The following is an 18721-nucleotide window of genomic DNA, read 5'->3' as shown; positions in this document are numbered from 1 at the left end:
GCAACAGACATGACCCACAGCACCGGCACCCTGTACATCATTTCCGCGCCATCGGGCGCAGGCAAGAGCAGCCTGGTCAAGGCTTTGACCGATGCCAATCCGGAGATCCGCGTCTCGATCTCCCACACCACCCGCGCCATGCGTCCGGGTGAAGTGGACGGCGTGAACTATCACTTCGTGACTCGCGAAGAGTTCGTGAAGATGGGCGAGCACGGCGATTTCCTCGAACGCGCCGAAGTCTTCGGCAACTTCTATGGCACCTCACAAAGCCGCCTGCAGCAGACGCTGGACGAAGGTCACGACCTGATTCTGGAAATCGACTGGCAAGGCGCCGAACAAGTGCGCAAGCTGATGCCGCAAGCACGCTCGATCTTCATCCTGCCGCCGTCGCTGCAGGCCCTGCACCAGCGCCTGACCAACCGTGGCCAGGACAGTGACGAGATCATTGATGGCCGGATGCGCGAAGCCGTCAGCGAGATGAGCCACTATGTCGAGTACGACTATCTGATCATCAACGACGATTTCGCCCATGCACTGGACGATCTGAAGGCGATTTTCCGCGCCAATCAGCTGCAACAGAAACGCCAGCAGGTACGTTTCGGCAAATTACTGGCCGAACTGCTCGGTTAATCAGCACTTCCCAAAACCGCTGCAAGCGCTTTACATTGGTGCTTGCAGCGCGTTGAAGGGTCTGGTCAAAAAATCAGCGCTTCCCTAATCGCTGGTGATTTTTTAAACTGCTCAGTCCGCTCGCCCAACCGGGCAGCGCGCATATTGCATTCGCTCCGAGGAATACCATGGCCCGCGTAACCGTTGAAGACTGCCTAGAACACGTGGAAAACCGCTTTGAGCTGGTCATGCTCTCTACCAAGCGTGCCCGTCAACTGGCCACCGGCGGCAAAGAGCCACTGGTCCAGTGGGAAAACGACAAGCCGACCGTTGTCGCCCTGCGTGAAATCGCAGAAGGCCTGATGAGCTACGAGTTCATCGCCGAGCAGGAAATCGTCCACGAAGACCCGGTCTTCGCTGCGTTCGAGGACGAGTCCAACGAGGCCGTCTAAGCCTATGCCTGGTCGACGTAGCACGGCGCGGGAACACAGCCTACGGCAGGAGTCATCATGCCGAGCATAGACGCCCTCGCCGATCGCTTATCGACCTACCTCGGCAACGACCAGGTCAACCTGGTCCGCCGAGCGTATTTCTACGCCGAACAAGCCCATGACGGTCAGCGCCGTCGCAGCGGCGAGGCGTACGTCACGCATCCTCTTGCGGTGGCGAATATTCTTGCCGACATGCACATGGACCATCAGAGCCTGATGGCCGCGATGCTGCATGACGTGATCGAAGACACCGGTATCGCCAAAGAAGCGCTGCAAGCGCAGTTCGGTGAAACCGTGGCCGAACTGGTCGACGGGGTCAGCAAACTGACCCAGATGAACTTCGAGACCAAGGCCGAAGCCCAGGCCGAAAACTTCCAGAAAATGGCCATGGCCATGGCCCGCGACATTCGCGTGATCCTGGTCAAGCTTGCCGACCGCCTGCACAACATGCGCACGCTGGAAGTACTGTCCGGGGAAAAACGCCGCCGGATCGCCAAGGAAACCCTCGAAATCTACGCGCCCATCGCCAACCGGCTGGGCATGCACGCCATTCGTATCGAATTCGAAGACCTCGGCTTCAAGGCGATGCACCCGATGCGTTCGGCGCGGATCTACCAGGCGGTCAAGCGCGCCCGGGGCAACCGCAAGGAAATCGTCAACAAGATCGAAGAGTCCCTCGGCCACTGCCTCGCGATCGACGGCATCCAGGGCGAAGTCAGCGGTCGCCAGAAACACCTCTACGGCATCTACAAGAAAATGCGCGGCAAGCGTCGGGCCTTCAACGAGATCATGGACGTCTATGCGTTCCGGATCATCGTCGACAAGGTCGATACCTGCTACCGCGTGCTGGGTGCTGTGCATAATTTGTACAAACCGTTGCCGGGGCGCTTCAAGGATTACATCGCGATTCCCAAGGCCAACGGCTATCAGTCGCTGCACACCACGCTGTTCGGCATGCACGGCGTACCGATCGAGATCCAGATCCGCACCCGCGAAATGGAAGAAATGGCCAACAACGGCATTGCCGCTCACTGGCTGTATAAATCCAGCGGTGACGAGCAGCCCAAAGGCACTCACGCTCGTGCCCGCCAGTGGGTCAAAGGCGTGCTGGAAATGCAGCAACGTGCCGGCAACTCGCTGGAATTCATCGAGAGCGTGAAGATCGACCTGTTCCCGGACGAGGTCTACGTGTTCACGCCCAAAGGCCGGATCATGGAGCTGCCCAAAGGCTCCACGGCGGTCGACTTTGCCTATGCGGTGCACACCGACGTCGGCAACAGCTGCATCGCCTGCCGGATCAACCGCCGTCTCGCACCGCTGTCCGAACCGCTGCAAAGCGGCTCCACGGTCGAGATCGTCAGCGCACCCGGCGCGCGGCCGAATCCGGCGTGGCTCAACTTCGTGGTCACCGGCAAGGCACGTACGCACATCCGTCATGCACTGAAACTGCAACGTCGCTCCGAGTCCATCAGCCTCGGCGAACGCCTGCTGAACAAGGTGCTCAACGGTTTCGACAGCTCGCTAGAGAAAATTCCGACCGAGCGCGTCAAGGCGATGCTCACCGAATACCGCCTCGAACTGATTGAAGATTTGCTCGAAGACATTGGTCTGGGCAACCGCATGGCCTATGTCGTGGCGCGCCGCCTGCTTGGCGAAGGCGAGCAGCTGCCGAGCCCGGAAGGCCCGCTGGCGATTCGCGGTACCGAAGGTCTGGTGCTCAGTTACGCCAAATGCTGCACGCCGATCCCGGGCGACCCGATTGTCGGGCACCTGTCGGCGGGCAAAGGCATGGTCGTGCACCTGGACAACTGCCGCAACATCAGCGAAATCAGGCACAACCCGGAAAAATGCATCCAGCTTTCGTGGGCCAAGGATGTCACCGGCGAATTCAACGTCGAGCTGCGCGTCGAGCTGGAGCACCAGCGCGGCCTGATCGCGCTGCTGGCCAGCAGCGTCAACGCGGCCGACGGCAATATCGAGAAAATCAGCATGGACGAGCGCGATGGCCGCATCAGCGTCGTCCAACTGGTGGTCAGCGTCCACGACCGTGTGCACCTGGCCCGCGTGATCAAGAAACTGCGCGCCCTGACCGGGGTCATCCGCATCACCCGCATGCGTGCCTAATTCACACCTAACAAGGAGTCATACATGACCAAGACCGTTATCACCAGCGACAAGGCCCCAGCCGCCATCGGTACCTATTCCCAGGCGATCAAGGCCGGCAACACTGTCTACATGTCGGGCCAGATTCCTCTGGACCCAAAGACCATGGAACTGGTTGAAGGCTTCGAAGCCCAGACCGTCCAGGTGTTCGAGAACCTCAAAGCCGTGGCTGAAGCCGCTGGCGGTTCGTTCAAGGACATCGTCAAGCTGAACATCTTCCTCACCGACCTGAGCCACTTCGCCAAGGTCAACGAGATCATGGGCAAGTACTTCGACCAGCCGTACCCAGCGCGCGCCGCCATCGGCGTTGCTGCCCTGCCGAAGGGTTCGCAAGTCGAAATGGATGCCATCCTGGTCATCGAGTAATGCACACGGCGCAGCCTTCAACCGCTGCGCCGACTGCTCTGCGGTAAAGAAAAGGTTTTGAAAGGATTCCACCATGCGCAAAGCGCTTGCTCTCTCGCTGCTCGCCATTTTCCTCGGCGGCTGTGCCAGCGACCCCGCCGACCGTGACATCAGCGGCACCTGGATCAACCAGGTGGCGATCGACGCTGCTGCCAAGGGCGGCCCCCTGCGCGAAGCGCTTCAGGCCTATGGCCCGAACCTGGAGTGGGACGTCAACACCAAGGCTGGTCAGGCCCGCTACACCAACGGTTTCGAGAACGTCGAAGGACGGCTGCAGGGCGAACAGTCCGGCGCCTGGAAAGTCGACTTCTATGGCAGCTCCGGCAGCGAACTGAAACGCGACGGCGGACGGATGAAACAAGCCGCCACCGAGAACGAACCCGACCAGTTGTTCGACCGCGCGCAAATCCCCGTACCGGAAGGCGCGCCAATCGGTGCCAGCTTCGAACGGGCGCTGTATTCAGCGTACCTGGGCGGCAGCTGGAAGATTGCCAGCGGCGACGGCGAAGGCAACACCGTGCAGTTCCAGGCCGACGGCCAGGTCTCCGGTCTGCCCGGCGCCGACCGCTATGCCCTGTGCCTGGCAGGCGACTGCGCCTCGATGAACAGCGACCACGACAGCATGTGGCTGCAACTCAACGGCCAGGGCAACAACTGGATCTTTGCCCGCAAAGGCAAGGCGCTGGAGATTTTCCAGGCAGTGAATACCGCACTGGCGGATGAAATGCCGCAGTTCACCCCGGGTGAGCGCAAGTGGTTGCTTGAGAAGCAGTAACCGCGCCTGAGAGCAACACATAACCCTGTAGGAGTGAGCCTGCTCGCGATGACGGTTTAACAGCCAACATAAGTGTTGAATGTTATGGCCACATCGCGAGCAGGCTCACTCCTACAGTTGTTTTTGGGTGTCTGGAAGTCAGCATTTACCTTCAAGAATCGCCGGATAGCCTTCACGGTAACTCGGATACTTCGGCGTCCAGCCCAGTGCCTTCGCCCGGGCATTGCTGCAGCGCTTGCTGCCGGTGCGGCGTACGCTGGCGTCTTCCGCCCAATCGGTGACACCCAGATACTCGCGCAGCCAGGCGACCACTTCGGCCAGCGGTGCCGGCGCATCGTCCACACCGATATAAACATCCTGCAACGGCGTGCCCTGATGAGCTGCCTGCAGCAGAAACGCCATCAGCCCCGCCGCGTCATCAGCATGAATGCGATTGCCGTATAGCGGCGGCTCGATCGCCACCCGATAACCGCGACGTACCTGGGTCAACAGCCATTCACGTCCCGGGCCGTAAATGCCGGTCAGGCGCACAATGCTCACCGGGATGCCGCTTTTCAGCGCCACTTGCTCAGCCTCAAGCATCACCTGCCCGGAATAGCCGCTGGCGACGGTCGCTGAATGCTCGTCGACCCACTCCCCTTCCTGCTGGCCGTACACGCTGCTGCTGGACACGAACAGCAGTCGCTCAGGCACCTGGCCAAAGTCATTCAGCCAGCTCAGCACATTCTGCAAACCCTGTACGTAGGCAGCGCGATAACCGGCTTCATCGTGATCGGTCGCCGCCGCGCAATACACCAGATAATCCACCGCCCCGAATGGCCAGTTTTCCGGGCAGTCTTCCTTGAACAGGTCACCCGCCACGCCGATGACGCCATCCGGCAAACGCGAAATATCACGGCGCAGACCATGCACCTCCCAGCCGGCGGCCAACAATTTCGTAGCCAGACGACTGCCGACGTCACCACAACCGGCAATCAAAACAGAAGGCGCGGACATCAAAAAACTCCCAAACGAAAGGAACAGACTAGCCCTCGCAAAGGACGAACGGCTAGCAATCGTGGAAAAAAAGATACTCTATTACTTCTGTTAACAAGAATTACTTGCAATAATGCACCCCACTTTTGTTCTCGGCCTCACGAGGCCTGGAAGAGCATCACCGTTTTTCTACCTCAGGTCCGGCCAGCATGACACGTAATCAAAACCCCGCTTCGCCAACCAAACGACCTCGCGCCTTCAGCGCGGTGGCGGCCCTGCTGCTCAGCCTGATGCTGGCGCCGACCGCCGCCTTCGCCGACGCCCAGGCGCCAGCCGCCCCGGCTGCCACCGAACAACACGCACCTGCCGCCGCCGCGCCAGCCACCACCGATCCGGTGCAGGCGGTAGATGCCAGTCCGGCCGACGCGCCTGAAGCGCTCGAACCCGACAACACCTTGGGCATGGCCCACGACCTGTCGCCATGGGGCATGTACCAGAACGCCGACATCATCGTGAAAATCGTGATGATCGGTCTGGCCATCGCTTCCATCATCACCTGGACCATCTGGATCGCCAAAGGCTTCGAGCTGATGGGCGCCAAGCGTCGTCTGCGCGGTGAAATCGCTGCGCTGAAAAAAGCCGCGACCCTCAAGGAAGCCAGCGCCACTGCGGCGAAGGAAGGCACCCTCGCCAACCTGCTGGTGCACGACGCCCTCGAAGAGATGCGCCTGTCGGTCAACAGCCGCGAGAAAGAAGGCATCAAGGAGCGCGTCAGCTTCCGTCTTGAGCGTCTGGTCGCTGCCTGTGGCCGCAACATGAGCAGCGGCACCGGCGTCCTCGCCACTATCGGCTCCACCGCTCCGTTCGTCGGCCTGTTCGGTACCGTGTGGGGCATCATGAACAGCTTCATCGGCATCGCCAAGACCCAGACCACCAACCTCGCCGTCGTGGCGCCGGGCATCGCCGAAGCGCTGCTGGCCACCGCGCTGGGCCTGGTTGCCGCGATTCCTGCGGTGGTGATCTACAACGTGTTCGCCCGCTCCATCGCCGGCTACAAGGCGCAGGTGTCCGACGCTTCGGCGCAGGTCCTGTTGCTGGTCAGCCGTGACCTCGATCACCAGCCTGAGCGCAGCAGCTCGCAACCACACATGGTGAAAGTGGGGTAATCGGCCATGGGCCTGCATTTGAAAGAAGGCGCAGACGACGATCTGGCCGAGAACCACGAAATCAACGTCACGCCGTTCATCGACGTGATGCTGGTACTGCTGATCATCTTCATGGTGGCCGCGCCGCTGGCCACGGTGGACATCAAAGTCGACCTGCCGGCCTCGACCGCCAAACCGGCGCCGCGCCCGGAGAAACCGGTGTTCCTCAGCGTAAAAGCCGATCAGCGCCTGTACATCGGCGACGATGAAGTGAAAGCCGAAACCCTTGGCGCCGTGCTCGACGCCAAGACCCAGGGCAAGAAAGACACCACCATCTTCTTCCAGGCCGACAAGGGCGTGGACTACGGCGACCTGATGAGCGTGATGGATAAATTGCGTTCGGCCGGTTACCTGAAGGTCGGTCTGGTGGGCCTTGAGAGCGCAGCCAAGAAATGATCACGACGCGCCATAAGCTGACGCGTTACAGCGGTAGCCTGGCCGTGGTGCTGGGCGTTCACGCGCTAGCCATCGCGCTGGCGCTGAACTGGACCGCCCGCCCGCCCATCGAACTGCCGCCGCAGGCAATGATGGTCGAGCTGGCACCGGTTCCGACCCCGCCACCGCCTGCTCCGCCGAAAGTCGTCACACCGCCGCAGCCACCGGCTCCGGTCGAAGAGTTGCCGATTCCGAAACTGGCTGAAGCACCCAAGGCCGAGATTGCCGTACCGAAGCCCAAACCCAAGCCAAAGCCGAAACCGCAGCCGCCCAAACCGGTCGAGAAAAAACCGGAACCGGTGAAGGAAAAACCTTCCGAGGAAAAACCGGCGGAGACGCAGCCGACCCAAGCACCGACGGAGAAATCCGCCCAGCCGGCACCGGGACCGTCGCCCGCACAATTGGCCGCCAAGGCCAGCTGGCAAAACACCCTGCTCGCGCACTTGGGCAAGTACAAAAAGTACCCGCAAAGCGCACAGGCACGGGGCAAGGAAGGCCTGAACCGTCTGCGTTTCGTGGTGGATGCCGAAGGTAATGTGCTGTCGTTCGAACTGGTGGGCCGCTCGGGCAACGCCGATCTGGACCGGGCCACCCTGGAAATGATCCGCCGCGCACAACCGCTGCCCAAGCCACCGGCCGACATGCTCAACAACGGCTCGATCGAAATTGTCGCGCCGTTTGTGTACTCGCTGGATAAACGCCGCTGATCCATTGTGGGAGCGGGCTTGCTCGCGAAAGCGTCGTGTCTGTCGACATCCATGTATCTGACACACCGCATTCGCGAGCAAGCCCGCTCCCACAGGGTCGACAGTGAGATCGAAAAGGCACCGAAAGGTGCCTTTTGCCTATCTGGCAACGGCAAACTCACATTGCCCGGTGTCGCATTCCTCACTCAGTCTGATAACGTGCGTCTATCGATTGCAGCCGTTATGCTTGGCCCGCAACTTCATGGACGCTTGCTATGACCCTCACAGAATTACGCTACATCGTTACCCTCGCCCAAGAGCAGCACTTCGGCCACGCCGCCGAGCGTTGCCACGTCAGTCAGCCGACCCTGTCGGTGGGCGTGAAAAAACTTGAAGACGAACTCGGTGTGCTGATTTTCGAGCGCAGTAAAAGCGCCGTGCGCCTGACCCCGGTCGGCGAAGGCATCGTCGCACAGGCGCAGAAAGTCCTGGAACAGGCGCAAGGCATCCGTGAACTGGCCCAGGCCGGCAAGAACCAGCTGACCGCCCCGCTGAAAGTCGGCGCGATCTACACCGTCGGGCCGTACCTGTTCCCGCACCTGATTCCACAACTGCACCGGGTCGCCCCGCAGATGCCGTTGTACATCGAAGAAAACTTCACCCACGTGCTGCGCGACAAACTGCGCAATGGCGAGCTCGACGCGATCATCATCGCCCTGCCGTTCAACGAAGCCGACGTGCTGACCCTGCCGCTGTACGACGAGCCGTTCTACGTCTTGATGCCGGCCCAGCACCCGTGGACGCAAAAGGAATCCATCGACGCTGCCCTGCTCAACGACAAGAGCCTGCTGCTGCTCGGCGAAGGCCACTGCTTCCGCGATCAGGTGCTTGAGGCCTGCCCGACTCTGACCAAGGGCAACGATGGCGCCAAGCACACCACGGTGGAATCCAGCTCGCTGGAGACCATCCGCCACATGGTCGCCTCCGGCCTGGGGATCTCGATCCTGCCGTTGTCGGCTGTCGACAGCCATCACTACGCCCCGGGCGTGATCGAAGTACGCCCGCTGTCGGCGCCGGTGCCATTCCGCACCGTGGCGATTGCCTGGCGCGCGAGCTTCCCGCGGCCGAAAGCCATCGAGATCCTCGCCGACTCCGTTCGCCTGTGCTCGGTGGCCAAGCCCGCCGCACCGGTCACGGCCGGTTAAGCCAGAGTCATGACTGAGCTGTCGCAAGTGTCGGTGACGGCACTCAAGGGTGTCGGCGAAGCCATGGCCGAGAAGCTGGCCAAGGTCGGCCTGGAAAACCTCCAGGACGTGCTGTTTCACCTGCCGCTGCGTTATCAGGATCGCACCCGCGTGGTGCCGATCGGCCACTTGCGCCCGGGCCAGGACGCCGTGGTCGAAGGCACCGTCAGCGGTGCCGACGTGGTCATGGGCCGACGCCGCAGCCTCGTCGTGCGCATGCAGGACGGCACTGGCGGCCTGAGCCTGCGCTTCTACCATTTCAGCAACGCGCAGAAAGAAGGCCTCAAGCGCGGCACGCGGATTCGCTGCTACGGCGAAGTGCGCCCCGGCGCTTCGGGGCTGGAAATCTACCACCCGGAATACCGCGCCATCACCGGTGACGAACCGCCGCCGGTGGATGAAACCCTGACCCCGGTTTACCCGCTCACCGAGGGCCTGACCCAACAGCGCCTGCGCCAGTTGTGCATGCAGACCCTGACGCTGCTCAAGCCAAACACCCTGCCCGACTGGCTGCCGACCGAACTGGCCCGCGACTACCAACTGGCGCCGTTGGCCGACGCGATCCGCTACCTGCACAACCCGCCCGCCGATGCCGATGTCGATGAGCTGGCCCTCGGTCATCACTGGGCCCAGCATCGGCTGGCCTTCGAAGAACTGCTGACCCATCAACTGTCGCAACAACGTCTGCGCGAGAGCATGCGTTCCCTGCGCGCGCCAGCGATGCCGAAGGCGAAAAAGCTGCCGCCGAAATACCTGGCCAACCTCGGTTTCAACCCGACCGGCGCCCAGCAACGCGTCGGCAACGAAATCGCCTACGACCTCAGCCAGCACGAACCGATGCTGCGGCTGATTCAGGGCGATGTTGGCGCGGGCAAAACCGTGGTCGCCGCCCTCGCGGCACTGCAAGCGCTGGAGGCCGGTTATCAGGTCGCGCTGATGGCGCCGACCGAGATCCTTGCCGAGCAACACTTCATCACCTTCAAGCGCTGGCTCGAACCGCTGGGCATCGACGTCGCATGGCTGGCAGGCAAGCTCAAGGGCAAGAATCGCGTCGCCGCGCTGGAACAGATCGCCAGCGGCACGCCGATGGTGGTCGGCACCCACGCGCTGTTCCAGGACGAAGTGCAATTCAAGAACCTGGCGTTGGTGATCATCGACGAACAACACCGCTTCGGCGTGCAACAGCGTCTGGCGCTGCGGCAGAAAGGCGTCGGCGGGCGCATGTGTCCGCACCAACTGATCATGACCGCCACGCCGATCCCGCGCACGCTGGCGATGAGCGCCTACGCCGACCTCGACACCTCGATCCTCGACGAACTGCCGCCCGGTCGCACCCCGGTCAACACCGTACTGGTCACCGACACCCGTCGCGTTGAAGTCATCGAACGGGTGCGCAGCGCCTGCGCCGAAGGGCGTCAGGCCTATTGGGTGTGCACGCTGATCGAAGAGTCGGAAGAGCTGACCTGTCAGGCGGCCGAAACCACGTTCGAAGACCTCACCGCCGCCCTCGGCGAGCTGAAAGTCGGACTGATTCACGGGCGCATGAAGCCTGCCGAAAAAGCCGCGGTCATGGCCGAGTTCAAGGCCGGCAACCTGCAACTGCTGGTCGCCACCACGGTGATCGAAGTCGGCGTCGACGTGCCCAACGCCAGCCTGATGATCATCGAAAACCCCGAGCGCCTGGGCCTCGCGCAGTTGCACCAGTTGCGCGGTCGCGTCGGTCGGGGCAGCGCGGTCAGCCATTGCGTGCTGCTCTACCATCCGCCGCTGTCGCAGATCGGCCGTCAGCGCCTGGGCATCATGCGCGAGACCAACGACGGTTTCGTCATCGCTGAAAAAGACCTCGAACTGCGCGGCCCCGGCGAAATGCTCGGCACCCGTCAGACCGGCCTGCTGCAATTCAAAGTCGCCGACCTGATGCGCGACGCCGATCTGCTGCCCGCCGTACGCGATGCTGCGCAAGCGCTGCTGGAACGCTGGCCGACTCACGTCAGCCCATTGCTCGACCGTTGGTTGCGCCACGGGCAGCAATACGGCCAAGTGTGAGCACCGTCGCAGTTTGTGCAGGATCGTTCCTACAGAGCTGGTTATACTCCTGCCATTGTTTCAAAAACGGATACAGACCATGACTGACGCAGCTCTCGCCCCTGAACTTCCGCACGCGCCGTCTGTAATTCGGCTGCTGCTCGGCAAGCTGGGGATCGCCTACGAAGAAGTGCTCGACCACCACGGCCTCAACGCTTCGCGCAAGGTACAAGCCGTGTTGCTGGACGATGCCGTCGGCGCGCTGATGGTGCTGTTTCCGCAGAGCCAGTTGCTCGACCTCAACCGCCTCGCCGAACTGACGGGCCGGCGCCTGACCGCCGTGTCCACCGAGCGCCTGGAAAAGATGCTCGGCAAACACAGCCTGAGCCTGCTGCCGGGCCTGCCGGCACTCACTAGTTCGCCATGCCTCTACGAAGAAAGCCTGCTGCGTGAGCCGAAACTGCTGATCAACTCCGGCGAGCCGGGCCTGCTGCTGGAAATCACCAGCGAAGCCTTCAAGAGCATGCTGACCAAGGCCAGCGCCGCCAACTTCGGCGAAGCCCTGAGCAGCATCCGCCCGAACCTCGACCGCCCGGACGATGACCGCGAGGAAATCACCCAGGCTGTGCAGGCGTTCACTGCACGCCGGATTCAGCAGCGTCTGGAAGCGACCATCGAGATTCCACCGCTGGCCGAAACCGCGCAAAAAATCATCAAGCTGCGCGTCGACCCCAACGCCACTATCGACGACATTACCGGCGTGGTCGAAACCGACCCGGCACTGGCCGCGCAAGTGGTGAGCTGGGCGGCGTCGCCGTACTACGCCTCGCCGGGCAAGATCCGTTCGGTGGAAGACGCGATCGTTCGCGTGCTCGGTTTCGATCTGGTGATCAACCTGGCGCTGGGCCTGGCCCTCGGCAAGACCCTGAGCCTGCCGAAAGACCACCCGCAACACACCACACCGTACTGGCAGCAATCGATCTACACCGCCGCCGTCATCGAAGGCCTGACCCGCGCCATGCCGCGCGCCCAGCGCCCGGAAGCCGGCCTGACCTATCTGGCCGGTCTGCTGCACAACTTTGGCTACCTGCTGCTGGCCCACGTGTTCCCGCCGCACTTCTCGCTGATCTGCCGCCACCTGGAGGTCAACCCGCACCTGTGCCACAGCTACATCGAGCAGCACCTGTTGGGCATCAGCCGCGAACAGATCGGCTCGTGGCTGATGCGCTACTGGGACATGCCCGATGAACTGGCCACCGCCCTGCGCTTCCAGCACGACCCAAGCTACGACGGCGCCTACGCCGAATACCCGAACCTCGTCTGCCTGGCCGTGCGCCTGCTGCGCGGTCGCGGGATTGGCTCCGGCCCCGACGAAGACATCCCCGACGCCCTGCTCGAACGCGTCGGCCTGACCCGCGACAAGGCAAATGACGTGGTCAGTAAAGTGCTTGAGGCAGAAGTCCTGCTGCGCGAACTGGCCTCGCAGTTCAGCCAGGCCTGAACCAAAACAGGCCCGCTCCCCCAAGGTTTACACAACCTCTGTGGGAGCGAGCCTGCTCGCGAAGAATTCACCACGATCCAACTGGCTCAGCGAAACCCTGTGGTGAGGGGATTTATCCCCGACCGGCTGCGCAGCAGTCGCAAACCCAGCCAACAGGGTGTGTCAGTTATATCGAGGTCTCAGGTTTTGGGGCCGCTGCGCAGCCCATCGGGGATAAATCCCCTCGCCACGACAGCCCATCTTCTCAAGCCCTTCTACTCAAGCCCCTCCACTCAAGCCCGTCTACTCAAGCCTTCGGCTTGGCCTTCCTCGGCTTCAAATACTTCATCAACCCCTGAAACCACATCACCAGCGCCGGATTCCCCTTCAGCTGAATCGACTTGTCCTGAATCCCCTGCATAAACGCCAGCTGCTTGTTCTTCGCCTGCATCGTGGCAAAGGCATAACCCGCATCCTTGAACGCAATCGCAAACGCCGGCTCCGCCACCACGCCAGACTTGCTGGTAATGCGCTGATTCTTCACCACGAAATGCCGCGCCACTTTCCCGTCCAGCGTCTGCAGCTGAAACACCAGATCCTTGTCCCCCAACTGCTGCTGGAACGCAGGATTTGTCCGGCTGGCCTTACCCATCAACAAACCCATCATCCACAGAAGAAAACGAAATTTCATGCGCACAGCCTCAAAAGGAAAATGAACGGCCGGGGCAGTGTAAGGGATTCAGACGATAACGCCACTATCGACCGCTATTGGAAGATGATGCAGACCATTTCCCGCACGATGACCGCCAAGTCACACTTCTGCACCCACCGTCCTACACCTGTTGAAACACATCCCTGTAGGAGCTGCCGAAGGCTGCGATCTTTTGATCCTCCGGCCTGCAAACCTATGGGAAATTTCCTGCAAGGCGTGGTGTTGTGCGAGAACTAGGCAGGTTGGAGCATCGTCGATAGCCTGTGTGTGTCTCCGCAAAATCGGTGACTCGGACGTGCAAGTCCAGACTCGTCATGCATTCAGTTATGGCTATTCGCCGGGTGTTTTCCTATGCTCGCGAACTGTTATGGCGGCTGTGTATGGGAGGCCTTCGGGTCTGCCGGTTTCCGAGTCCGGTCTTGCACACCTATGCACAGCTGCCACCCTCTCGAAGCAAGCGAAACGGTGTTGGCTCCATAACTCGGAAAATACTTATGATCAAACCAACACCCAATCCCCCCGAAACCCCAGACATATCGCCCTACGAATCGCTGGAATCCAAGAAATTCCACGAGGCCGCCGAACGCGCCCTCGACCACCATTTCAAACCGCGCACCGAATCCCAACCCAAACGCGAAACCGGCCTCTTCAGCCTCACCCCCGGCACCGACGCCGAAGCCCTGATGGCCAACGCCTCCGAAGACCTCCTGTCCATCAGCGCCATCGCCTGCGACCTCGCCGACGACCTCCACGGCTCCCGTCGCTCGGTAGCACTGGCCCTGAGCAGAATGGCGGATGGGGTGCGATTGATGGTGGAAGGGACGCTCGACCATATTGAAGTGCGAAACCTGGCAGCCAAGTCGTAGCGGGATTTGCGGATGAAAAAAGGGGACGTTAAGTCCCCTTTCTCAATGAACCCCGGCTCACCACTGACAGCCTGTTTCTGGCGAAGCGTTCTTTAGCGGTTCATGGGTAATTGAAAACGCATCCTCACCGCGCAGTAGGCGACGTCTTCACGCCACAGACGGCCAGCCATCTCACAATGCCCTTCTGCGTACGTCTTCCAAAGGGGATCATTGAACTCATCCCCTCCCAGTCGCTCAATGGCGGCCGCTAAATTTCTCTCACGATCCTTCCCCGCAATCGCAGATGCGGCTTTGTAAAAGCCATCTAGCGATAAGCCCGTCTGCAGGGCAATCAACTCTCCCAACCGGGCATTGGTCGTTTGTACCAGACACCCCAGTCTCTCGATTGGCGCCTCAGCGCCCGGCAAAGTGGATTGATAAAGCTCCTCGCAAAACGACTCTTTGAAACGCACCCAGTTCTTTTGCACATCTCTCAGATGGCTCTGCTCCGCAGGAGCCAAACTCGTCAGCGCTTTTTTGTATTGCTCGTTCAACACAGCGTCGACCTTCTCGAAGGTTTGCTGGCCGCAAATGATCAAGTCTGGGTTGGAAAAACTGTCTGGGTTACACGTCTCTACCGCAAGCGCCGTCGAGGAGGCTACCAATACCAAGCAGCCGAGCAGAATCGAAAATCCTTTCACGCTATAGCTCCTTCATTACCAATATGCCCAATGCCCAGTTATTGAGTGATTTTTTGGCGATCGTGGACATACAGCCAGCTCAACGGCGGCAATAGCACGAGCAATGCAAAAGCATCGAGCCACAGGTGCGACCAGACCTGCAGTTGCGCCGAGAGCCACATGTCTTGTGGCGCCCATAACAGGATCCCGGCAATCAGCCAGCCCCAGGCTGCCGAGGTTTTGAGACGGTTGCCAAGGTGCACCAGCGCGAGCATGTACAAGGAATAACTTTGCAGCGTCGCGCCGAACAGCGCGAGCCACCAGATCTGCTGTTCGTGGCCGGCGGCAGGGACTGCACCTGCGCCCCAGAATGCGAGTTCGAGATTGTGCAAGTAGCTGTCGAGTAAGCCGGAATGCCCGGCCCAGGTCAGGGTGAGGCCGGCGAGAATGTGCACGATCGCAGCGGCGTATAGCCAGAGCACGAGTGCTGGGCGGAGCGAGGTAGAGGGGGCTGGCATTCCGTGTCCTGAGCGCATTCCTTGGGGGGATGGGGAGCTTAAAGGAAAATCGCTGTCGTCAGATGCTCAAGTATTAAACTTTTAAGCGTGACGGACTCAGACTTAACATTTGCGGAAGCGCATCAAACATCACCCCGAACTTCAAATGCAGTGACTGGCCTTGATCGGCTGCGACCCCAATCGCTTCAAACTGTTGATGCTCGACTCATCACCTTTGTCAGCCGCCATCTGATAACAGGCTAACGCCCGAGACATATCCTTCGCTCCCAACTCACCACCCTCAAAGGTAGAAGCCAGATAACTCATCGCATCTGTGGAACCCATGGTGATCGCCCGAATGACCTGCTCTTCTGCCTGCTTGGGATGGAGGCAAGGGCCGTTATAGTCGGTGGAGTTTCCTGAACAAAGAAACGTGGCATAGCCCAGCGCGCCACTTGGTATTTTCGAGGCCGCTTTGAACAGCGCCTCAACCTTGCTGATTTCCAGCTGAGAGGCCATCTGCGAAAGACTCAGGCGTGCCGCCGACAGGCTCGCCTTCGCGTCACCCGACTCCGCAGCACATACATAATTTTCCAGCGACGCCTCAATCAACTCCGCAGTCAGCGGATATTGCTCAAGAAATCCCAGCCCTCCTAAAGCTTCAGCACGTTGTTCACAGAAATTCTCTGCGCGGCTCATTCCCAGATTACGTGTTGCGACAAGATCCTTCTCACTGATCGACCAGTCCTCAATCCCCTCCAGCACCCAGCACGCCTGACGAGAGAAGTTGAAGATCTTGATATTACTGTTGCCCGCCCGTTTATCCACCACCTTGACGTGACTGTCATCAACCTCTTCGATCTCGACCCCTGGTGTCTTGCCGGGTGTGATTGCAGCCATCAGCGGATAGGTGAAAGTAGCTCCACTGACACCCGAGGTCGAAGGCTCAAAAGTACTTCGCTCCTTTCCCGCTACCGGTTTCAACACCAGCGACTTGACCGTCATCGCAGTGAGCCGGCGTTGTGATTCGCTGTTGGCGGAAAACGCAGTCAGGAAAGGGGCGAACTCCTCCGAGGGGCAAGCGTCGCTGGTGGGAGCCGTCGAAGCGCTCTTATCGGATGCAAGCGCAGGGACGATCTTGTCCAGATACGCCGAGCGCTCGCGGCTCATTCTGGCGATGCACGAGTTAACGGCGAACACATGCGCCGGCATCCCCGCCTCGATCTCGAATGCCTCCAACGGACAATTCGCATCACGCAATTTCAACCATGCACGCTGCGACTCCTTGACCTTCGCCGCGTACTCCACACCCAACGCCGGATCTGTCCGATAGTCAGACTCAAGCCGCGTCATCAACTGCTTGTAGCTGACGTTCAACTGCGCATCGGCAGCCTTCTTCGCCGCCTCCGAGCAGGGCACCATTTCCAGACTTGAGGTGACATGGCTGCAGTCGTCCTGCGCATAGACCGCTGAAACAGGCAGCAGAACGGACAGAAGGGTAAAAACGAAACGGTTCACTGTGTTCATCCTAGAGTCATTCAGGTTTTGCGCTTGGCGAACCGGGGCCAAACCATGTTCGCGCATAATAAAGCGTGGCCTGCCCTATTAAACGCAAAGCATTGGCAGCCATCGCTATTTAGCACCATTTATTTTCTTTATATAAGATTTTATCAACCCTGCATTAACATAAGGAAAATGTTGCTCCTCACCTTCCTGATACCCTTCCATCCCACTCAAGTTCTTATCAAACCTGACAAGCTTATTCACAACCAGTTTATTGTCCGCACTTTTTCCATACCCATAAACTTGATAAAGGGTTCCGTACGTCCCGATTCCTCTGCTCGTAATTTCCCAAGAAACCAAAACAAGCATATTTTTTTTACCCTTTACCGGATAAAAGAAAATCGACTCAATTTTTGGATCTGACCCAGCTACATCGTATTTATCGACAAGACTTCTATTTTTTTTATTATCAGCACCAACAACATCCAAAACCAAGGAAACCGGAAACTCTGCGCTCCCTGTCTGCAAAAAGTACAGTTCCCCACCATTTACAACATTAGTTTTAAACGGGCCCTGAATCACTCGACCCTGAAGATAATCCACATCTTGCGCACTGCTGGAATTTGCTATAAGAAAAACGAAAGCAAACATGAAAAAACGAAGCATAGCGAATGACCCTTAGTTAATATTCATTAGTGCAGCGAGGGCTTGGTATCTGTTGTTCCTGTCCGTATACCCGTTTTGACCTCCATTCACCATTTGCGTTACATCGACCACGCTACCCGTCTTGGCAACTTCGCACAATTTTGTGCCTCCCTGACCAGTTTTGGTAAACCAGAAGACGGAGGCGGACTCAACACCGTATTCGGTTGAGGAAATCAAGAGATCTGGATTGGCCACGAAATCCTGAATATCTGAAGGATTTCGCTGATTATGCACATAAGAAAAATGGGGACAGACCACGGTTTTCGAGCAATTACTAAAACGTGGCCTGTCCCCATTACACTGCGGGTCAACTTACGGCATCACTGCCGAAGGCTTAAGCAATTCCCGCAAAAATGTCGAGCCTGGATTAACCACACGCCCATCCACGCGATCACCGCACATACGCCTCGGTGGTGCGCATGCCGCCCAGGATCGAAACCTCCCTCGCGTCGCTATTTCGCCCGTTCAGCAACGCGTGCAGGCACTTTTCCGGCTTTACCTTCCGCGATCATGGCGTCAGAGTATTTTTTGTAATATTTCGCAGCCTCGGAAGTTTCTTTCAAATTCCACAAGGAGTCCGCGATATTGAGCATCAGCACAGTCCGCTTACCAACTTTTTCTATTTCCCGATAAATCCTCAGTGCGGACGAATCATCACCTGCTTGTGCTAGATAGAAACCGACATTGTTCAAGGCTTGGACGTTCTTACTGGCCGGGTAGCAACTCATATAAGATTCGACACCCATGAATAGTTGGTCTTTTACAGCAAGTCCCTTCGCAGACGCATTATTAATCGATTCCACTGACTTTATTAGGTTGTTAGGAGAAATCGTCTCCAAGTTCGGCACAATCACCTCTCCCCTATCAGTCAACCAATTTCCCCCTTTCCAACTTCCTGAACACGCTTCAGCGGAGCGAGACAAAAGTACGCAACCAGTATCCATTGAAACCATATCGCAATAATTATTCTCGGTGGCAACCACCTCTTGCCCATTGCTCAACTCTCCAAATACAGTTCGCTGAACCAACGCATATTTTTTGCTGGGTGAAAGAGAATCAGAGTTAATACCTACGCCAACTGAAGTTTTGTTCCCATTATCGTATAAATCATAGCTGTCGTTCATCTTGGAGAAGGTAGCGCGCTTCCATACAGCGGCACCTTGATCCCAAGAAGAAAACTTGAGCATCGCACCATCGGCACTCGTCAAACTCGAATCTGCGGCATTACAAAAAGATCCAATTGAAAAAATTAGACATGTACCTATAAAAAATTTTGCCTTTAACAT

The 18721-nt window shown here is 59.0% G+C and carries 19 protein-coding genes; 12 read left to right on the top strand and 7 right to left on the bottom strand.

Translation table 11 applies throughout. The annotated features are described in order from the left end of the window. Nucleotides 1-9: 9 nt before the first annotated feature. The 5 genes from gmk (at nucleotide 10) to CRO59_RS20375 (ending at nucleotide 4443) form a co-directional block, all read left to right on the top strand. Nucleotides 10-630: a guanylate kinase gene (gene gmk / locus CRO59_RS20395; RefSeq protein WP_003229498.1), complete on the top strand. Its 621-nt coding sequence runs from the start codon at nucleotides 10-12 to the stop codon at nucleotides 628-630. Between the two features lie 167 nt (nucleotides 631-797). Then, on the top strand, nucleotides 798-1061 hold the full coding sequence (gene rpoZ / locus CRO59_RS20390; protein WP_003229503.1) for a DNA-directed RNA polymerase subunit omega: 264 nt from the start codon (nucleotides 798-800) through the stop codon (nucleotides 1059-1061). A gap of 57 nt (nucleotides 1062-1118) precedes the next feature. After that, the gene (gene spoT, locus CRO59_RS20385; RefSeq protein WP_064389568.1) at nucleotides 1119-3224 is read left to right on the top strand and encodes a bifunctional GTP diphosphokinase/guanosine-3',5'-bis pyrophosphate 3'-pyrophosphohydrolase; all 2106 of its coding nucleotides are present in this window, start codon (nucleotides 1119-1121) and stop codon (nucleotides 3222-3224) included. Between the two features lie 24 nt (nucleotides 3225-3248). Beyond that, nucleotides 3249-3629, top strand: coding sequence for a RidA family protein (locus CRO59_RS20380; RefSeq protein WP_003229509.1), 381 nt, complete (start codon nucleotides 3249-3251; stop codon nucleotides 3627-3629). Between the two features lie 73 nt (nucleotides 3630-3702). After that, nucleotides 3703-4443 carry a hypothetical protein gene (locus tag CRO59_RS20375; protein ID WP_027610405.1) on the top strand — a complete coding sequence of 247 codons (741 nt, stop codon included), beginning with the start codon at nucleotides 3703-3705 and terminating at the stop codon, nucleotides 4441-4443. A 138-nt stretch (nucleotides 4444-4581) separates the two neighbouring features. On the opposite strand, the gene CRO59_RS20370 is transcribed toward CRO59_RS20375, so the two are convergent. Beyond that, complete coding sequence (locus CRO59_RS20370) at nucleotides 4582-5439, bottom strand: SDR family oxidoreductase (RefSeq protein WP_097089488.1); 858 nt, start codon at nucleotides 5437-5439, stop codon at nucleotides 4582-4584. A 188-nt stretch (nucleotides 5440-5627) separates the two neighbouring features. Between CRO59_RS20370 and exbB the strand changes: the two genes are divergently transcribed. From exbB to CRO59_RS20340, 6 genes are all read left to right on the top strand, one after another. After that, nucleotides 5628-6584, top strand: coding sequence for a tonB-system energizer ExbB (gene exbB, locus CRO59_RS20365; RefSeq protein WP_097089486.1), 957 nt, complete (start codon nucleotides 5628-5630; stop codon nucleotides 6582-6584). A 6-nt stretch (nucleotides 6585-6590) separates the two neighbouring features. Next, entirely contained in the window at nucleotides 6591-7019 is a 429-nt protein-coding gene (gene exbD, locus CRO59_RS20360; protein ID WP_047297280.1) for a TonB system transport protein ExbD, read from the top strand. After that, complete coding sequence (locus CRO59_RS20355) at nucleotides 7016-7765, top strand: energy transducer TonB (RefSeq protein WP_097089485.1); 750 nt, start codon at nucleotides 7016-7018, stop codon at nucleotides 7763-7765. Before exbD ends, CRO59_RS20355 begins: the two co-directional genes overlap by 4 nt. A gap of 254 nt (nucleotides 7766-8019) precedes the next feature. After that, nucleotides 8020-8949 carry a hydrogen peroxide-inducible genes activator gene (locus CRO59_RS20350; protein ID WP_027610401.1) on the top strand — a complete coding sequence of 310 codons (930 nt, stop codon included), beginning with the start codon at nucleotides 8020-8022 and terminating at the stop codon, nucleotides 8947-8949. A gap of 9 nt (nucleotides 8950-8958) precedes the next feature. Beyond that, on the top strand, nucleotides 8959-11034 hold the full coding sequence (gene recG, locus CRO59_RS20345; RefSeq protein ID WP_027610400.1) for an ATP-dependent DNA helicase RecG: 2076 nt from the start codon (nucleotides 8959-8961) through the stop codon (nucleotides 11032-11034). 79 nt (nucleotides 11035-11113) lie between these two features. Further along, nucleotides 11114-12514: an aminoacyl-tRNA deacylase and HDOD domain-containing protein gene (locus CRO59_RS20340; protein WP_097089483.1), complete on the top strand. Its 1401-nt coding sequence runs from the start codon at nucleotides 11114-11116 to the stop codon at nucleotides 12512-12514. A gap of 286 nt (nucleotides 12515-12800) precedes the next feature. On the opposite strand, the gene CRO59_RS20335 is transcribed toward CRO59_RS20340, so the two are convergent. Then, nucleotides 12801-13184: a helicase gene (locus tag CRO59_RS20335; RefSeq protein WP_047596805.1), complete on the bottom strand. Its 384-nt coding sequence runs from the start codon at nucleotides 13182-13184 to the stop codon at nucleotides 12801-12803. Between the two features lie 515 nt (nucleotides 13185-13699). Here CRO59_RS20335 and CRO59_RS20330 point away from each other — a divergent pair. Beyond that, nucleotides 13700-14071 (top strand): DUF6124 family protein, encoded by a 372-nt coding sequence (locus tag CRO59_RS20330; RefSeq protein WP_027610398.1) that lies wholly within the window; start codon nucleotides 13700-13702, stop codon nucleotides 14069-14071. Nucleotides 14072-14163: 92 nt separating this feature from the next. On the opposite strand, the gene CRO59_RS20325 is transcribed toward CRO59_RS20330, so the two are convergent. From CRO59_RS20325 to CRO59_RS28600, 5 genes are all read right to left on the bottom strand, one after another. Beyond that, nucleotides 14164-14751, bottom strand: a complete 588-nt coding sequence (locus tag CRO59_RS20325) for a lysozyme inhibitor LprI family protein (protein WP_027610397.1) — start codon at nucleotides 14749-14751, stop codon at nucleotides 14164-14166. A 38-nt stretch (nucleotides 14752-14789) separates the two neighbouring features. Further along, nucleotides 14790-15248 carry a hypothetical protein gene (locus CRO59_RS20320; protein WP_027610396.1) on the bottom strand — a complete coding sequence of 153 codons (459 nt, stop codon included), beginning with the start codon at nucleotides 15246-15248 and terminating at the stop codon, nucleotides 14790-14792. A gap of 141 nt (nucleotides 15249-15389) precedes the next feature. Continuing rightward, the gene (locus tag CRO59_RS20315) at nucleotides 15390-16745 is read right to left on the bottom strand and encodes a lysozyme inhibitor LprI family protein (protein ID WP_027610395.1); all 1356 of its coding nucleotides are present in this window, start codon (nucleotides 16743-16745) and stop codon (nucleotides 15390-15392) included. Between the two features lie 114 nt (nucleotides 16746-16859). Then, nucleotides 16860-17396 carry a hypothetical protein gene (locus CRO59_RS20310; protein WP_097089481.1) on the bottom strand — a complete coding sequence of 179 codons (537 nt, stop codon included), beginning with the start codon at nucleotides 17394-17396 and terminating at the stop codon, nucleotides 16860-16862. Between the two features lie 491 nt (nucleotides 17397-17887). Then, entirely contained in the window at nucleotides 17888-18721 is an 834-nt protein-coding gene (locus CRO59_RS28600; protein WP_143503114.1) for a type IV pilus biogenesis/stability protein PilW, read from the bottom strand.

The organism is Pseudomonas sp. LAMO17WK12:I5, from assembly GCF_900215165.1.
GTDB lineage: Bacteria > Pseudomonadota > Gammaproteobacteria > Pseudomonadales > Pseudomonadaceae > Aquipseudomonas > Aquipseudomonas putida_A.
The sequence above is the reverse complement of the archived record's forward strand: the minus strand, read 5'-3'. Positions and strand labels throughout refer to the sequence as shown.

Coding starts and splice junctions, on each gene's coding strand:
- CRO59_RS20350 (WP_027610401.1), top strand. CDS start 8,020: ATGACCCTCACAGAATTACGCTACATCGTTACCCTCGCCCAAGAGCAG.
- CRO59_RS20310 (WP_097089481.1), bottom strand. CDS start 17,396: ATGCTTCGTTTTTTCATGTTTGCTTTCGTTTTTCTTATAGCAAATTCC.
- CRO59_RS20355 (WP_097089485.1), top strand. CDS start 7,016: ATGATCACGACGCGCCATAAGCTGACGCGTTACAGCGGTAGCCTGGCC.
- CRO59_RS20370 (WP_097089488.1), bottom strand. CDS start 5,439: ATGTCCGCGCCTTCTGTTTTGATTGCCGGTTGTGGTGACGTCGGCAGT.
- spoT (WP_064389568.1), top strand. CDS start 1,119: ATGCCGAGCATAGACGCCCTCGCCGATCGCTTATCGACCTACCTCGGC.
- CRO59_RS20330 (WP_027610398.1), top strand. CDS start 13,700: ATGATCAAACCAACACCCAATCCCCCCGAAACCCCAGACATATCGCCC.
- CRO59_RS28600 (WP_143503114.1), bottom strand. CDS start 18,721: ATGTTAAAGGCAAAATTTTTTATAGGTACATGTCTAATTTTTTCAATT.
- CRO59_RS20375 (WP_027610405.1), top strand. CDS start 3,703: ATGCGCAAAGCGCTTGCTCTCTCGCTGCTCGCCATTTTCCTCGGCGGC.
- rpoZ (WP_003229503.1), top strand. CDS start 798: ATGGCCCGCGTAACCGTTGAAGACTGCCTAGAACACGTGGAAAACCGC.
- CRO59_RS20320 (WP_027610396.1), bottom strand. CDS start 15,248: ATGCCAGCCCCCTCTACCTCGCTCCGCCCAGCACTCGTGCTCTGGCTA.
- recG (WP_027610400.1), top strand. CDS start 8,959: ATGACTGAGCTGTCGCAAGTGTCGGTGACGGCACTCAAGGGTGTCGGC.
- gmk (WP_003229498.1), top strand. CDS start 10: ATGACCCACAGCACCGGCACCCTGTACATCATTTCCGCGCCATCGGGC.
- exbD (WP_047297280.1), top strand. CDS start 6,591: ATGGGCCTGCATTTGAAAGAAGGCGCAGACGACGATCTGGCCGAGAAC.
- CRO59_RS20340 (WP_097089483.1), top strand. CDS start 11,114: ATGACTGACGCAGCTCTCGCCCCTGAACTTCCGCACGCGCCGTCTGTA.
- CRO59_RS20380 (WP_003229509.1), top strand. CDS start 3,249: ATGACCAAGACCGTTATCACCAGCGACAAGGCCCCAGCCGCCATCGGT.
- CRO59_RS20335 (WP_047596805.1), bottom strand. CDS start 13,184: ATGAAATTTCGTTTTCTTCTGTGGATGATGGGTTTGTTGATGGGTAAG.
- exbB (WP_097089486.1), top strand. CDS start 5,628: ATGACACGTAATCAAAACCCCGCTTCGCCAACCAAACGACCTCGCGCC.